At 63.2% G+C, this 14,353-nt stretch carries 14 protein-coding genes and 1 pseudogene; 2 read left to right on the top strand and 13 right to left on the bottom strand.

What is annotated here, in order from left to right; all coding sequences use genetic code 11:
- Positions 1-23: 23 nt before the first annotated feature.
- The 10 genes from AB4Y97_RS10325 to AB4Y97_RS10280 form a co-directional block, all read right to left on the bottom strand.
- A complete protein-coding gene (locus AB4Y97_RS10325; protein ID WP_441998952.1) occupies positions 24-1,145 on the bottom strand; it encodes a branched-chain amino acid ABC transporter permease in 1,122 nt (373 codons plus the stop codon).
- Positions 1,142-2,158, bottom strand: a complete 1,017-nt coding sequence (locus AB4Y97_RS10320; RefSeq protein WP_441998951.1) for a branched-chain amino acid ABC transporter permease — start codon at positions 2,156-2,158, stop codon at positions 1,142-1,144. Before AB4Y97_RS10320 ends, AB4Y97_RS10325 begins: the two co-directional genes overlap by 4 nt.
- The gene (locus AB4Y97_RS10315; RefSeq protein WP_441998950.1) at positions 2,155-2,892 is read right to left on the bottom strand and encodes an ABC transporter ATP-binding protein; all 738 of its coding nucleotides are present in this window, start codon (positions 2,890-2,892) and stop codon (positions 2,155-2,157) included. The genes AB4Y97_RS10320 and AB4Y97_RS10315 overlap by 4 nt, the downstream gene beginning before the upstream one ends.
- A complete protein-coding gene (locus AB4Y97_RS10310; protein ID WP_441999052.1) occupies positions 2,885-3,643 on the bottom strand; it encodes an ABC transporter ATP-binding protein in 759 nt (252 codons plus the stop codon). Before AB4Y97_RS10310 ends, AB4Y97_RS10315 begins: the two co-directional genes overlap by 8 nt.
- 25 nt (positions 3,644-3,668) lie before the next feature.
- The gene (locus tag AB4Y97_RS10305) at positions 3,669-4,859 is read right to left on the bottom strand and encodes a substrate-binding domain-containing protein (RefSeq protein ID WP_441998949.1); all 1,191 of its coding nucleotides are present in this window, start codon (positions 4,857-4,859) and stop codon (positions 3,669-3,671) included.
- A 111-nt stretch (positions 4,860-4,970) separates the two neighbouring features.
- Complete coding sequence (locus AB4Y97_RS10300) at positions 4,971-5,900, bottom strand: DMT family transporter (RefSeq protein WP_441998948.1); 930 nt, start codon at positions 5,898-5,900, stop codon at positions 4,971-4,973.
- Positions 5,901-6,144: 244 nt separating this feature from the next.
- Positions 6,145-7,059: an SMP-30/gluconolactonase/LRE family protein gene (locus AB4Y97_RS10295; RefSeq protein ID WP_441998947.1), complete on the bottom strand. Its 915-nt coding sequence runs from the start codon at positions 7,057-7,059 to the stop codon at positions 6,145-6,147.
- 70 nt (positions 7,060-7,129) lie between these two features.
- Positions 7,130-7,966 carry a universal stress protein gene (locus tag AB4Y97_RS10290; protein ID WP_441998946.1) on the bottom strand — a complete coding sequence of 279 codons (837 nt, stop codon included), beginning with the start codon at positions 7,964-7,966 and terminating at the stop codon, positions 7,130-7,132.
- A 46-nt stretch (positions 7,967-8,012) separates the two neighbouring features.
- The gene (locus tag AB4Y97_RS10285) at positions 8,013-8,822 is read right to left on the bottom strand and encodes a GNAT family N-acetyltransferase (protein ID WP_441998945.1); all 810 of its coding nucleotides are present in this window, start codon (positions 8,820-8,822) and stop codon (positions 8,013-8,015) included.
- Positions 8,823-8,945: 123 nt separating this feature from the next.
- Positions 8,946-9,770 carry a polyphosphate kinase 2 family protein gene (locus AB4Y97_RS10280; RefSeq protein WP_441998944.1) on the bottom strand — a complete coding sequence of 275 codons (825 nt, stop codon included), beginning with the start codon at positions 9,768-9,770 and terminating at the stop codon, positions 8,946-8,948.
- A gap of 124 nt (positions 9,771-9,894) precedes the next feature.
- On the opposite strand from AB4Y97_RS10280, the gene AB4Y97_RS10275 reads away from it, so the two are divergent.
- Positions 9,895-10,533, top strand: coding sequence for a glutathione S-transferase family protein (locus AB4Y97_RS10275; RefSeq protein ID WP_441998943.1), 639 nt, complete (start codon positions 9,895-9,897; stop codon positions 10,531-10,533).
- Positions 10,534-10,643: 110 nt separating this feature from the next.
- Positions 10,644-10,982, top strand: coding sequence for a GYD domain-containing protein (locus AB4Y97_RS10270; RefSeq protein WP_441998942.1), 339 nt, complete (start codon positions 10,644-10,646; stop codon positions 10,980-10,982).
- A 35-nt stretch (positions 10,983-11,017) separates the two neighbouring features.
- Here AB4Y97_RS10270 and ligD read toward each other — a convergent pair whose 3' ends face one another.
- The 3 genes and pseudogenes from ligD to AB4Y97_RS10255 form a co-directional block, all read right to left on the bottom strand.
- A complete protein-coding gene (gene ligD, locus AB4Y97_RS10265; RefSeq protein ID WP_441999051.1) occupies positions 11,018-12,088 on the bottom strand; it encodes a non-homologous end-joining DNA ligase in 1,071 nt (356 codons plus the stop codon).
- A gap of 2 nt (positions 12,089-12,090) precedes the next feature.
- Positions 12,091-12,643: pseudogene (locus tag AB4Y97_RS10260) on the bottom strand (DNA polymerase ligase N-terminal domain-containing protein); the annotation flags it as partial.
- Between the two features lie 42 nt (positions 12,644-12,685).
- Positions 12,686-14,353, bottom strand: coding sequence for an ABC transporter ATP-binding protein (locus AB4Y97_RS10255; RefSeq protein WP_441998941.1), 1,668 nt, complete (start codon positions 14,351-14,353; stop codon positions 12,686-12,688).

Genomic DNA, 14,353 nt, shown 5'->3' with positions numbered 1-14,353 from the left:
GCGGTCTTTGTTCGGCCAAGCTCTTAAGAGCTAGAGCCGCGACGCAAATGACCCACAATGCCGCCCGGAAACGCATAGACGCTGACGATGAACAATGCGCCGAGCCACAAAAGCCACCGATCCGGATGGATGAGATTGGGCAGGATCGGGATGCCGGCCAGCGCCGCGCTGCCTGCGCCCATCAGCACCTGCAGATAGCTTTGCGCCAGCACGAACAGGGTCGCGCCGATGATCGCGCCATACATGGTACCCATGCCACCGATCACGACCATGAGCAGAATATCGATCATGATCGAGAAGGAGAGAGTCGTGTCAGGCCCGTTATACCGCAGCCACAGGGCCATGAGCGCTCCGGCGATGGTGGCGGCCAGCGCCGAGATGACGGAGGCGGCCGTGCGGTAGGCGACAACCCGATACCCCAAGGCCTCGGCGCGGAATTCATTCTCGCGGATCGCCTGCAGCACGCGTCCGAACGGCGAGTTCACGATGCGCAGGAGCACAAGGAACACGGCGAGCGCGACGAAGAAGATGAGGTAAAAGGCCACGAGCCGGCCATTCAGGGAAACACCCAGAACCGGCTCCGACAGAAGGCGAAAGGCGGGGCGCAGTTCCGCCGGGAGCTGGAAAGACAGCCCGTCCTCGCCGCCGGTGATCGCCGACATCTGCGAGGCCAGAACCGCCATGGCGGAAGCGACCGCAAGCGTGATCATCGAGAAGAAGATCGCGCGTACCCGCAGCGACAGGAGACCGATGGCGATGGCGAGCACCGCCGAGAGGGCGAGCGCCGACACGATGCCGATGGCCGCCGATCCCCAGGTCGGTCCCAGCCGCTCGAGCGCAATCGCGATGCCATATCCGCCGATGCCGAAGAACATGGTGTGAGCGAAGGAGACGATGCCCGTGTAACCGAGCAGCAGGTCGTAGCTCGCCACCAGCACGATGAAGACGCAGATCTTCGCCGCCGTACTCAAAGGTTGACTGCCCGAGAACAGGAAGGGCGTGGCGGCGATACCCAACACGATGACCAGGAGGATGAGCGACAGAACCCGCGAGCGCGGTGTGTCCGAGGACAGGGCCCGGGCCAGGAGGCCACGGCTTTCGTGCGTGCTGTCGAAGGAAGCGGGCAGGGCGGAGGTGCTGGTCATCGGCGCGCTACCGGAAACAGGCCCTGCGGACGCCAGATCAGCACCAGGGCCATCACGAGGATGTTGGAAATCAGCGCCAGTTTCGGCGCCAGGAAGCCGACATAGTTGGCGACCAGGGCGACAAGGATCGAGCCGACGAAACAGCCGCCGACCGAACCGAGGCCGCCGATGATGATGACGATGAAGACCAGCACCATCACCTCCATGCCCATGCCAGCGGTCAGCGTCTGACGGTAGAAGGCCCACATGACGCCGCCGAGGCCGGCGAGCGCCGAGCCTGCGATGAAGACCCTGACGAAAAGGCGACGGATGCGATAGCCGAGCGCCTCGACCATCTCGGGGTTTTCGACACCCGCGCGAATGAGGAGGCCGATGCGGGTGCGGTTGAGCAGAAGCTGCATGCTTGCGAAGACCGCAAGGCCGATGACGACCGCAAAGACCCGATAACGCTCCATCACGATATCGCCGAGCACGAAGGCGCCGCGAAGCGTCTCCGGCAGCGGGACAGGAATGGGAGAGGCGCCCCAGATGGCATGGATCGCCTGCTCGGTGACGATGAGCCCGCCCATGGTGACCAGGATCTGCTTGAGATGGTTGCCATAGACCGGTCGTACGATCACCCGCTCGAACACCGCGCCGACCACGGCCGTCAGCCCCATGGCGACGGCAATGCAAAGCAGGAGCAGACCGAGATTGAGCGCGATGGAATCGGCCTCCGCCCATCCGGCGAGGGGGCCGAGCACGATCAGGGTCGCGTAGGCCCCGAGCGAGATGAAGACGCCATGGCCGAAATTGATGACATCCATCAGGCCGAAGACGAGGGTCAGGCCCGACGCCATCAGAAAGATCATCGTGCCCATCGCCAGCCCGGCGACGGTCAATGTCACCCAGGACGAAGCATCGCCGATGAAAGGCAGGGCGATGAGCGCGAGGCCGGGCACGATAGCGAGCGGCGCCCAGTCCATCTTGGCGCGGGGGAGTTCGGCGGCGGATGTGGTGGCGATGTCGGTCATTGATGGGCGTCCAGGCTGAGCCCGAGCAGGCGCTGTTGCAGGGCGTGATCCGCCACGAGATCGCGCATGGCGCCCGAGTGCACGATGCGCCCGTCATCCATCACGATCACGTTGTCGCCCAGCAAGGAAGCGGCATGGAAATTCTGCTCCACAAGGAGGATGGTCTCGCCCGCTTCCTTCAGGGCGCGGAAGGCTTCGATCATGCTGCGCACCATGACGGGCGCGAGGCCCTTCGTGGGCTCGTCCACGAGCAGCAGGCGGCGCGGCTCAGCGATGGCGCGAGCGATGGCGAGCATCTGCTTCTGGCCGCCGGAGAGATTGCCCGCAGGCAGGTTCCAGAAGCGCTTGAGCGCGGGAAACAGGCCCAGCATCCAATCGAGCCGGGCGCTGTCGACAGGGCCGCTGCGGGCCGCGAGCACGATGTTCTCGCGCACCGTGAGATCGGTGAAGATGCCCATCGATTCCGGCACATAGGCGATGCCCGCCCGCGCAATGCAAGGTGTGGAGCGAGTGGTGATGTCGCGCCCGTCGAAACGGATGCTGCCGGAGGAGGCCTGCCACAGGCCCATGATGGTGCGAAGGGTCGTGGTCTTGCCCGCGCCGTTGCGGCCGAGCAGCATGGTCAGCTCGCCGGCGGGAACATCGCAATCGACGCCGTGCAGGATGTGATAGGGCCCGATATGAGTATGCACCCCTTCGAGCCGGAGCAAAGGCTCAGTCTCGGGACTAGCCATGGGAAACCTCCACACCGAGATAGGCTTCCTGTACTACGGGCGAGGCGATCACCGCAGCGGGCTCGCCATCGGCCACCAATGTGCCGTTGTGGAGCACCACGATGCGGTCGGCGAGCGAGCGCACCACGTCCATCTTGTGCTCCACGAGAAGCACGGTCGCATTGCCGCGCTCCTTGATGTCGTGGATCAGCTCGAGCACGGTCGGTACCTCGTCGACACTCATGCCGGCGGTCGGCTCGTCGAACATGAAGACCTTGGGCTCCATGGCGATCAGCAACGCCACTTCAAGCTTTCTCTGATCGCCGTGCGAGAGGGCGCTCGGCGACACATGACGCTTGTCGGCAAGGCGCACCCTGTCGAGAATGTCCTCGGCCTTCTCGATGAGATCGCGGCGGCTGTTCCAGACCGTGAAGAGCGACCAGCCCGCATCGGCGCGGCTCTGCACCGCGAGGCGGACATTCTCCAGCGCGGTCAGTTTCGGAAAGAGATTGGTGAGCTGAAAGGCCCGCCCCAACCCGCGCTTCGTGCGAGCCGAGGGGGCAAGCCCGGTGACATCCTCACCCTCCACCAGCACCCGGCCCGCGCTGGCGCGGAGCTGGCCGGAGATGAGGTTGAAATAGGTGGTCTTGCCTGCCCCGTTCGGCCCGACGATGGCGGTCAGCGTTCCGGGCGTGAAACGGCACGACACATCGTTGACGGCCACATGGCCGCCGAAACGGATGGTGAGCCCGCGCGTTTCGAGCGCGGGCACATTTGTCGTTGGCGACACGATAGGGTCAGCGCTTGTTGCGGACCGGGATCGGCATCTTGTCGGCCGGGATCGTGTCGACGAGATCGAGCAGGTCGTTCGCGTCCTTGCCGTCGGCCTTGACCTTGAAGTGATACATGGCCTGCTGCGCCTGATGGTCTTCCTTGCGGAAGGTCATCGGACCTTTCGGCGTCTCGAAGGTCATGCCTTCCATAGCCTTGATCAGCTTCTCGGTATCGGTGCCGCCCGCCTTCTCGATGGCGGTGAGAGCGGCGGAAGCGGCGGCGAACCCGCCTGCGGTGAAGAAGTCCGGCGGCGTGCCGAAGCGCTTCTGGTGCTCGGCGACGAGCCAATCGTTCATCGGGTTCTTCGGGAAGGCGTAGTAGTAGTAGATCGCGCCTTCCATGCCGGGGTAGTTCTTGTAGATCTGCATGGCGGGCAGGATGTTGCCGCCGGGTGCGATCTCAATGCCGTAACGCTCGGGCTTCAGGTCGGCGATCTTCGGCAGGGGATGCTGGCCGGCCCAGATGATCTCGATGATCTTCTTGCCCGGCTTGTCCTTCAGCGCGTCGAAGATACGCTGCGCCGAGGCAGTGAAGTCGGTGGCGTTCTGCGGGGTGTATTCCTCGAACACGACCTTCGCGTTCGGGCGGATCTGCGACAGCGCGCTCTTGAGTGCCGCGACGCCGTCCTTCCCGAAGGCGTAATCCTGCGCGAGGGTCGCGATGGAAACGTCGCCGGTCGCGGGAACGGCGGCGGCCGCGCCATAGGCGTCCTGAGTCGAGTTGCGGGACGTGCGGAAGATGAAGCGGTTCCACTTCTCGCCCGTGATCGCGTCGGCGACGGCGGGCTCCACGATCAGAACCTTGCCGTTCTCCTCGGCTACGGGAAGCATGGCGAGAGCAGCGGCGGACGAGGTCGTGCCGATGGCGAGATCGACCTTGTCGTCGTTATAGGCCTGCTCAAGCAGAGTCTTTGCGAGATCCGCCTTGAGCTGGTCGTCCTTGACGATGACGTTGATCTTGCGGCCACCGACGGCCATCGAGCCCTTGGTGAGATATTCGAGGCCCATCATGAATCCGGCCTCGGTCTGCTTGGCGTAGGCCTCGAGCGGTCCGGTCTTTCCGGCGATGAGCGCGATCTTGATGTCCTGTGCCATGGCCGTAGAGGCCATGAGCAGGCCTGTCGTTGCGGCAGCGATCTTGAATGTCAGGCGCATGCGTTTCCCCAAGTTGATGGGAACATTGATGTTGTAGCGTCCCGCCGTGTCAAGCCGGACTCAAAGATAAGACGCAGAGCCTGTGGAAGGTGTTTTTTGCCGCGCCCGATCTCATGCTTCCGGCAGTACCGGCGCCTCGATATCCTTCCCGACCCGTCCGCGCCGCGCTGCCTGATGCTCCAGGAGTAGAAGCACGAGCCCGGCGATGCAGATCACGGCGGCGCCTACGAGCGTCCAGAACTGCACGATGTCGCCGAAGAACAGATAGCCGAGCACGATGGCCCAGACGATCAGGGTATACTGATAGGGCGCGACGACGGAGGCGGGCGCTAGTTTCAGCGAGCGGTTGACGCAGGCATGGCCCGCCATGGACACGATGCCGAGGAGGAAAAGAGCTGCAAGGTCGATCGGTCCTGGCGCGACCCAGGCGAAGGGGGCGGCGACACAGCCAAAGACGAGAGCGCCGAGGATCTGCCCGAGAACCAGCGTGGCGTCATGGGTCTCCCGAAGCTGGCGGGTCGTGATCATGAGCAGCGAATAGAACACGCTGCCCGTCAAAGCGATGAGGGCCGGGAGCGACAATGTCGCGCTCGAAGGGCGCAGCGCGACGATGACGCCGATGAACCCGACTCCGATGGCGAGGATTCTTGGCGGATCGAGCTTTTCTCCCAGGAGAAACACGGCGAACGCCGCGACGTAGATGGGACCTGCGAGGTAATAGGTCATCACGTCGGCCAGCGGCAGGTAGGTGACGGCCCAATAGAAGCAGGCGACCTCGAGGGTCGACAGGGTGATCCTCAAGGCGTGAAGTCCCGGTTGCGGCGGAATCCGGAACGGGACCTTCTGCTTGCGCATGAGCGGCAGCAGGATCGCCAGCGCCGCGATGCTGCGCAGGAAGAGAACTTGACCGACGGAATAGGTGGCAACGAGCCATTTGCCCATGACGTCGTTCATGGCGAACAGAAAGACGCCGAGCAGCATCAGGCCTATGCCGAACACCGCGCCGGAGCGGACTTTCTGGGAGGCGGCAGGGCGGCTCATCGGCAGTCACCGCACCCGGCAGAACAGCACGGACCTTTGACACCACGATCTGGGCCACGCCGGATCTTGAAGAAAAAAGACATTGAAAATCTCTTGAAGCAGGGTTCGACCGCGCGATCGCGGACACGGTGTTGCCGAGCGTCCTTAAGGGGCCTTCATGAGCGAAGCGAGGTCAATTCACAAGCGCCCGATACACAATCCGCCTCTGAGCCCCAGGCATAGGTGGGTCCGGGAGGTCCGGACGTCAAAAGGTTTTGGCTCCGTTGACCGGAAGCATGATCGCGTAAAGCGATGTGGTCGCGCAGATATAGAGCCGGTTGCGTTTCAAGCCGCCGAAAACCACATTCGCCACGATCTCGGGCACGAGGATCTTGCCGATCAGCGTCCCGTCGGGTTCATAGCAGTGGACTCCGTCTCCGGCGCTGGTCCAGATGCGTCCGGCTTCGTCCAGCCTGAAACCATCGAAAAGGCCCTCTGTGCAGGTGGCAAAGACCTTGCCGCCCACCGGGCGGCCGTCGCCGCCGACATCGAAAACGCGGATATGGCGCGGGCCGTCGGGCACGTGGGTTGCACCCGTATCGGCAATGTAAAGGCGCGTCTCGTCCGGAGAGAAGGCAAGTCCGTTGGGACGGACGAAATCGTTGGCGATAAGAGCCACGTCGCCGCTCTTCGGGGCGACGCGGTAGACATGGCAGGCGCCGATCTCGCTCTCGGCCTTGTGGCCTTCATAATCGGAATCGATGCCGTAGGCGGGATCGGTGAACCAGATCGAACCGTCGGATTTCACGACCACGTCATTGGGGCTGTTGAGGCGGCGGCCTTCGTAATGGCTGGCGATCACCGTGATGGAGCCGTCATGTTCGGTGCGGGTGACGCGCCGGTTGCCGTGCTCGCAGGTGACGAGACGACCCTGACGGTCGACCGTGTTGCCGTTGGAATAGCCTGATGAGGGACGGAAGACGCTGACCGCATTCGATGTTTCGTCGTAGCGCATCATCCGGTCGTTGGGCACATCGCTCCAGACGAGATAGCGGCCGGCCGGGAAATACGCCGGGCCTTCCGCCCAGCGGCATCCCTCGGCCAGCTTTTCGAGGCGCGCGGTCGGGATGACAAGGCGGCGGAAGCGTTCATCCAGAGTGACGGCGACATTCGCGATCATGCGGCCTTCCACGGTTGATGATCCTTGTCTTCCCGACCATTCGCCGGGAAGGGGCATTCGGGTCAAGCCGTCAATGCGCCATCAGGACGGGGATCGTGGTGTTGGCGAGGATATGGCTCGTCGCGCCGCCGAAGAACATCTGCCGTAGACGGCTCTGCGTATAGGCGCCCTTTACGAGAAGATCGCAGCCCAGGGCGGCCGCCTCGGACAGAATGGCTTCGCCCGGCTTGTTGGACGGGTCTGCGGCAACGATCGCATCGGCGGCGATGTTGTTCATCCGCAGGGACCGGACCAGCTCCGATGCGGACGGTCCGGGGACGCCCCAATCCTCGAGTTCGAGCACGACGGTGCGGCGCGCCTTGGCGAGGAGCGGCATGGCGCCCATGACAGCCCGGGCGGTCTCCGTGCTGCGGTTCCAGGCAATCACGACGGTGTTTCCGAAGGTTGTCGGGGGGTCCGGCGGAGCGATAAGAACCGGGCGGCCGGTCTCGAACAGGGCCGCTTCGACGGTCGAGAGGCGCGTATGGCCATTGACCCCGTCGGGGCGGCCGAGCACGCTGATATCGAAAACCCGTCCGTAGGCTCCCAGGAAGGCGTCTTCCATGAGCCCGTCCTGTCGCCAACCGAAGCCCAAGCCCGCAAGGCTGGAAGACGAGCGCGGGATCTGCTTCTTGATCATGAAAGCTTCGAAACGCTCGCGGCATGACTTCGCCATCTCGGAGCGGTTCTCCGGCGTGATGGGCGAGGGTACCCCGATGGCAATGTCGACAGGCAGTACCACCGGATAATCGGGGGTGATGGCCAGGCCTTCGATATAGCTGTCGAAGGTCTGACCCAGAAGCAGAGCCGTCTCGAGGATGGGCTCGACGACGCCGTGGTCTTCGATGGGGACGAGAATGCTTTTCATGAAAGATATTGTCGCGCTCAACCCGCTCCTCGGCAAGCCCCTCCTGTCAAGCTTGTGCCGGGGTAGGTTCCGGCGACCAGATGAAGGGCGTGATCACCGAAAGGGCCCGGAAGCCGCGACGCTCCAGGATCGGGAGGCTCATAGGGCTGCAATCCACCGTCAGGAAACGGCAGCCGCGGCCGCGGGCTTCCTGCACCCTTGCCGCGACGAGTGCCGAATAGATGCCCTTGCCGCGCCAGCCCTCGAGGGTCGCGCCGCCGAAAAGGCCGCCGAAAGGATCGCCGCGCTTGTGGCGCATCCAGCCGATGCTGACGGGGCGATCCTCCGCATAGGCGGCATAGATGGAGATGCCGTCAGGATCTGCCCGCTTTTCCCCCGCAATCGCTTCCGCAAGCCATTTCGCCTGGTCCGGGTCGCCATAGACGGCTCCGTTCACCGTCGCGATATCCCGGCAGGAAGGGGCGCCGTCGATGGGCGTGATCGTGATTCCGGAGGCAAGAGCCGTGGCCGGAAACTCCTGTGCCACATCAAGCGCAACGAATGTCTCCGCCTCCTGCGGGATGAACCCGGCGGCTAGAAGGCGCGCGGGAAGATCGGGCGGCTGGTCGTGGCTGTAATATTTCCACTCGAAAGCGCGCCTGAGCACCTGGAAAAATGCGACCTGGCCTGCAATGACCGCATCGGCGCTGTCATCATCGAGCTGCGCCAGAAGCACGGCATTGCTACGCGCTTCCCGATCCGGCCCGACCATCCGCACGACCGAACCGGATCGCTCAGTGCGAAAGCCGGGGGAAAGTCGACCCGTCCAGCCTCGCATCTCTGCATCGTAGAGCCGCAGGAGGTCGGATGTTTCCATGAAGCGATGCCTCCGAAGGAATTTAATCCCCATAGAACAGGTGATGCAATATTATTGCTAATGCTTGATTGCAAGCTCTGTTCGCCGGATTGTCGGGTCGTGGAGGCCCCCCAAAGACCGCGCCTACTCGATCTTGAAGTCGCTCGGTTTCCAGGGCGGTTGCGGATAATGTGGGTTCATGTCTTCCAGGGTGGCCTTGACGATGTGGGCGATGGCGGCGTTGCGGACCCATTTGCGGTCGCCTGGGATCACATACCATGGGGCCCATGTCGTCGAGCAATTGTCCAGCATGGTCTCGTAGGCATCCTGAAAATCGCCCCAGTTCTTGCGATCATCGAGGTCGCCGGGATTGAATTTCCAATGCTTCTTGGGGTTGTCGAGGCGCTCCTGCAGACGCTCTCGTTGCTCTTCTTTCGAAATATGAAGCATGAACTTCAGAATGACCGTGCCGTTCTCGGACAGCATCTTTTCGAAAGCGTTGATCTGTTCGTAGCGCTGCTCGATGGCCTTCTTCGGTGCAAGGCCATGCACCTTCGCAACCAGCACATCCTCGTAATGCGACCGGTTGAAGATGCCGATCGTGCCGCGCTTCGGGCAGGCCTCATGGACGCGCCAGAGATAATCGTGCGCCAGCTCGTTCTCCGTGGGGCGCCGGAAGGCCGTCACCGAAACGCCGATCGGGCCCGTGGAGTTGAACACGCCGCGGATGGTGCCGTCCTTGCCCGATGTATCCATGCCTTGCAGAATCACGAGCAGGGCGCGCTGGCCTTCCGCATAAAGGCGGTCCTGAAGAGCGTCGATCTCCTGGGCGAGTTGCGCCGTCGCAGCCTTCGTCAGCTCCTCGTCTTCGAAAATAAGTGTATCGCGCGGGTCGCGCTCCTTCAGCTTGATGCTTTTGCCCGGCTTGACCTGAAGCTTTTCGAGGAAGGCCCGTGTTTGATCCGCCATTTTCGACTCTTCTCCGACAGGCACGAGAACTATAGGGCAGCTGTTTATAATGGAAAGGTCAGCCTTTACGCACCTGTTGGCTGATCCTAAGCATGAGTATCACCCATGAAGATCAAAAGGGCGTATGATGCTTGCTCTCTACTATTATCCCGGCAATGCCAGCCTCCTGCCGCATATGATGCTGCGGGAAATCGGCGCCGCATTCGAGCTGCGCCTCGTCAACCGGGATCAGAACGCCCAGAAAAGCGCCGAGTATCTCAAGCTCAATCCCAATGGCCGCATCCCGGTTCTGGTCGATGGAGATCTCGTGCTGTTCGAGACCGCCGCCATCGCGCTGCATCTCGCCGACAAGTTCCCGCAGGCCGGGCTCGCTCCCGAAATCGGCACGAAGGAGCGGGCCGAGTTCTACAAGTGGATGGTCCATCTCACCAACACGCCGCAGGCGGAGTATCGGGCCTGGTTCTACCCGCATGAGCATGCGACCGACGAAGCCGCAGTGCCGAGCGTGAAGCGGGCCGCCGAAGCGCGGCTTAACCGTATGTTCGATGTGATTTCCGAACAGCTCGGCGACGGAACATGGCTTCTGGGAGACAGGTTCTCCGCAGCGGACCTCTTCCTGCTCATGCTGATCCGATGGGGCCGCGGCATGCCCCGCCCGCCGCGCAGCATCCCGAACCTGAATGCTCTTGCCGAGCGAGTCGCCGCCCGTCCCGCCGTGCAGGCGGCATTCGAGGTGGAGGGGATCAAGACTCCCCTTTTCTAGATCGGCTCCATCCAGACGACTTCGCATGACGCCCCGGGGCTTATTGACGGGGATCAATAACGCCGAGCGGCGTCATGCGAGAGTGCGTGATGTGGAGGGAGGGTCGAGAGATGCCGCTTTTCATCACGCAGGGACGCTTCACGTCGAATGCAATCAAGGGAATGCTGGCGAAGCCCGAGGACCGGTCGGAAATGGTCGGCCAGCTCTTCGCGAAGTTGGGCGGAAAGCTGCTCGCCTATTATTTCACCTTCGGCGAATCCGATTTTCTCGTCATCTCGGAAGGTCCCATTGAGAGCGCCGCGTCCGCCGTGATCGTGGCGGCCGCAGGCGGCGGCGTGACGGACCTGAAGACCACGCTCGCCATGACAGCAGCCGAGATGAAGGAAGCTTTCGCCAAAGCCGGAACGATGGCGGGAGGCTTCCGGTCCGCAGGCGCACCGGAGCGATGAGAGCGATGCTTGTTCGAGCAAGGCCAGTATAATCTTTACCCCATGCGCGCTCGCCGTGTCCGAGCGCGCTCCGGGAGGGCTTGATTGACCTTGTCGATTCCCGCCCACGGATCTTTCCGCAAGGAGGCAAGGCGCTTGCCCAGATTCATGACTGTGAACCCATTGGGCTTGAGTTTCGGAGTAAGCTCATCCCATGCGACAGGCGTCGAGACGGGCGCGCCGGACCGGGCGCGGGTGGAATAGGGCGCGACCGATGTCGCCTCGCGGTTGTTGCGCAGGTAATCGATGAAGATCTTGCCCTCGCGCTCGCGTTTTACGGACGTGGTCGTGTAGCGCTCCGGTTCGTCCGCTGCCATGGCTTCTGCTAAATCGCGGGTGAAAGCGGCTGCGTCCTCCCAGTCCGTCTCGGGTCTTACTGGAAGCACGACATGCAGGCCCTTGCCCCCCGTCGTCTTCGCAAAACTTTCCAGGCCGATGGTTTTAAGGCGTTCGCGTATCGCACACGCAGCCTCGATCACGAGGGGCCATTCGACTCCCTCACCGGGATCGAGGTCGAAGATGAGACGGTCGGGGTGTTCGAGATCGGCAAGGGTTGCGCCCCAGACATGCATCTCCAGAACGCCCGCCTGAACGAGCGCGACAACGCCTTGTATGTCGCGAACCGTGAGAACTTCCATCTCGCCTTTCTCGTCGCGCACCATCTCGCGCCGGACGAAACTGGAAAGGCCGGCCCAGGAATGGCGCTGGACGAAACATTTCCCCTGCGAGCCGGACGGGCAGCGGATCAGGGTGAGGGGGCGGTCGATCAGATGCGGCAGAAGCCAGTCGGAAATGCCGACATAGAACTCGGCGAGCTGCTGCTTGGTCGGGCCCTGATCCTCCCAGAGCACACGGTCCGGGTGGGTGAGGAGGACGCCGGCGACTTCCGCTCCATGACTTTCCATGGCTTTGCTCCTTGATCTGGACCTCGTCTCGGATTTGGAGCTGGGTTGACCCTTGCCGCCTGATTGCGCGCGGCTCGGGGGCAGGGTGCGCGGTTTCTCCTTGCCGGTTTCCTGAGGGGGCTTGTTCTTGCGCGACTGCTTCAGATTATCCCCGGCGGCGATCTCCCTGATCGAGCGACCGGTCTTAACGGATGAAGGGGCCTCTTCGAGGATGTCCGGATCGTCCTCGGTGCGGGCATATTCGTCGTCGCCCTTGATCAGAAGCCAGGATGGTTTCTTCTCGCGCGGGCGTTTTCCCATGCGGATCAGGTGCCACAGGCCGTGCAGCTTCTCCCCGTCCAGCCGGAAGCTTAGGCGACCCTTGGCATAGCCTTCATGCGGATCGCCCTCCGGCTCCCAGGTGCCGCGATCCCACAGCATGACGGTGCCGCCGCCATATTGGCCTTCCGGGATCGTGCCTTCGAACTCGCCATATTCGAGCGGATGGTCCTCGACCTCGACGGCAAGGCGCTTTTCACCCGGGACGAGGCTGGGCCCCTTCGTGACGGCCCAGCTTTTCAGGGCGCCGTCCATTTCCAGGCGGAAGTCGTAATGCAGACGTGAGGCGTCGTGCTTCTGGATGACGAAGGAGGAGCCCGGCCGATGGGACACTCTGCCCTTCGGCTCCGAGGTTTTGGTGAAGTCGCGCTTGGCGCGATATGTCGCGAGCCTTGCCATAGCGCGGAGTCAATCCGCGCTATGGCAATTCGGTTCCCGCCGTCAGGAGGCCAGGGATTCGCCCTTCGCCGGAGCCTTCCCTGCCTTCTCGCGCTCGCGCAGGAAGGCCGCCGCGATGAGATCGCGGGTATAGTCTTCCCTGGGCTTCTCGAAGATGGCCTCGGCCGAACCGCGCTCCACCACCTTGCCGCTCTTCATGACCATGATCTCGTCAGAGAGGGCGCGCACGACCGCAAGATCGTGGCTGATGAAGACATAGGCCAGGCCGTGCGCTTTCTGCAGATCGCGCAAAAGCTCGACGATTTCCTTCTGCACCGAGCGGTCGAGCGCCGAGGTCGGTTCGTCGAGAACGACGAGCTTGGGGTGCAGGATCATCGCGCGGGCAATCGCGATGCGCTGCCTCTGGCCGCCGGAGAATTCGTGCGGGAAGCGGTTGCGCCAGGCGGGCTCCAGCCGCACTTCCTCGAAGGCCTGAGCCGCGCGCCGGTCGCGCTCCTTGCGCGAGATACGCGGCTCATGGACGAGGAGACCTTCGGTCACGATCTCGCCTGCCGTCATGCGCGGCGAGAGGGAGCCGAAGGGATCCTGGAACACGAGCTGCAAATGGCGTCGCAAGGGGCGCATGCCGGCTCTGTCGAGAGGCATGAGATTGCGGTCTTCGAAACGCACCATGCCGCTCGCCGGCTGAAGCCGCAGGACGGCTCGCCCGAGGGTCGATTTGCCGGAGCCGGATTCGCCGACCACGCCCACCGTTTCGCCTGCGCGAACGGAAAGGCTGACACCGTCCACCGCATCGAGCACATGGAGCGGTTTGCCGAACAGGCCCGATTTCAGGACGAAGGAGACCTTCACGTCCTTGGCCTCGAGCACCATGGGCGCGCCCGCGGGCGCGGGCTCCTTGCGCCCGGTCGGTTCGGCGTCGATCAGCATCTGTGTGTAGGGATGCTTCGGCGCTGCGAAAATGTCGCCGGTCTTGCCGCTTTCCACCACCTCGCCGCGCTTCATGACATAGGTGCGGTCGGCGAAGCGGCGAACGATGCCGAGGTCGTGCGTGATGAACACGATCGACATGCCGAGGCGCTTCTGCAGATCCGCGAGCAATTCGAGGATCTTCGCTTGGACGGTCACGTCGAGAGCGGTGGTCGGCTCGTCGGCGATCAGCACGTCCGGGTTGTTGGCGAGCGCCATGGCGATCATGACGCGCTGGCGCTGGCCGCCCGACATTTCATGCGGATAGGAGTCGATGCGGCGGGCCGGATCGGGGATGCGCACCAGTTCGAGAAGCTCGATGGCGCGCCGCCGCGCCGCCGCCTTGCTCAATCCGCCATGGGTGGTGAGCGGCAGGGCCAGCTGATCGCCGATCCTGTAGAGAGGATCAAGCGAGGTCATCGGCTCCTGGAAGATCATGGTGAGCTTCGAGCCGCGATAGCGGTTGAGCTTGTCGGGCGAGAGGCCCACGAGCTCGTCGCCGCGATACTTGACCGATCCCTCCGCCCAGCCATTCGAAGCCAGAAGGCCCATGACCGACATCATGGTCTGGCTCTTGCCGGAGCCGGACTCGCCGACGATGGCGACCGTCTCGCCCGCATTCACATCGAGATCGATGCCCTTGACCGCATGCAGGATGCCGTCGCCGGTGCGGAAACGGACGTGGAGGTTGCGGACTGTGAGAACGGGTTCAGCCGGGTTAGCAGCCAGGTTAGCAGCCAT

Origin of the sequence: Microvirga sp. 2TAF3 (assembly GCF_052114965.1) — a bacterium.
Taxonomy (GTDB): Bacteria; Pseudomonadota; Alphaproteobacteria; order Rhizobiales; family Beijerinckiaceae; genus Microvirga.
This window is presented reverse-complemented; position numbering and strand designations above follow the sequence as displayed.

Excerpts from the sequence above, each read along its gene's own strand:
- AB4Y97_RS10325 (WP_441998952.1), bottom strand. The coding sequence starts at position 1,145 with ATGACCAGCACCTCCGCCCTGCCCGCTTCCTTCGACAGCACGCACGAA.
- AB4Y97_RS10320 (WP_441998951.1), bottom strand. The coding sequence starts at position 2,158 with ATGACCGACATCGCCACCACATCCGCCGCCGAACTCCCCCGCGCCAAG.
- AB4Y97_RS10315 (WP_441998950.1), bottom strand. The coding sequence starts at position 2,892 with ATGGCTAGTCCCGAGACTGAGCCTTTGCTCCGGCTCGAAGGGGTGCAT.
- AB4Y97_RS10305 (WP_441998949.1), bottom strand. The coding sequence starts at position 4,859 with ATGCGCCTGACATTCAAGATCGCTGCCGCAACGACAGGCCTGCTCATG.
- AB4Y97_RS10300 (WP_441998948.1), bottom strand. The coding sequence starts at position 5,900 with ATGAGCCGCCCTGCCGCCTCCCAGAAAGTCCGCTCCGGCGCGGTGTTC.
- AB4Y97_RS10295 (WP_441998947.1), bottom strand. The coding sequence starts at position 7,059 with ATGATCGCGAATGTCGCCGTCACTCTGGATGAACGCTTCCGCCGCCTT.
- AB4Y97_RS10290 (WP_441998946.1), bottom strand. The coding sequence starts at position 7,966 with ATGAAAAGCATTCTCGTCCCCATCGAAGACCACGGCGTCGTCGAGCCC.
- AB4Y97_RS10285 (WP_441998945.1), bottom strand. The coding sequence starts at position 8,822 with ATGGAAACATCCGACCTCCTGCGGCTCTACGATGCAGAGATGCGAGGC.
- AB4Y97_RS10280 (WP_441998944.1), bottom strand. The coding sequence starts at position 9,770 with ATGGCGGATCAAACACGGGCCTTCCTCGAAAAGCTTCAGGTCAAGCCG.
- AB4Y97_RS10275 (WP_441998943.1), top strand. The coding sequence starts at position 9,895 with ATGATGCTTGCTCTCTACTATTATCCCGGCAATGCCAGCCTCCTGCCG.
- AB4Y97_RS10270 (WP_441998942.1), top strand. The coding sequence starts at position 10,644 with ATGCCGCTTTTCATCACGCAGGGACGCTTCACGTCGAATGCAATCAAG.
- AB4Y97_RS10255 (WP_441998941.1), bottom strand. The coding sequence starts at position 14,353 with ATGGCTGCTAACCTGGCTGCTAACCCGGCTGAACCCGTTCTCACAGTC.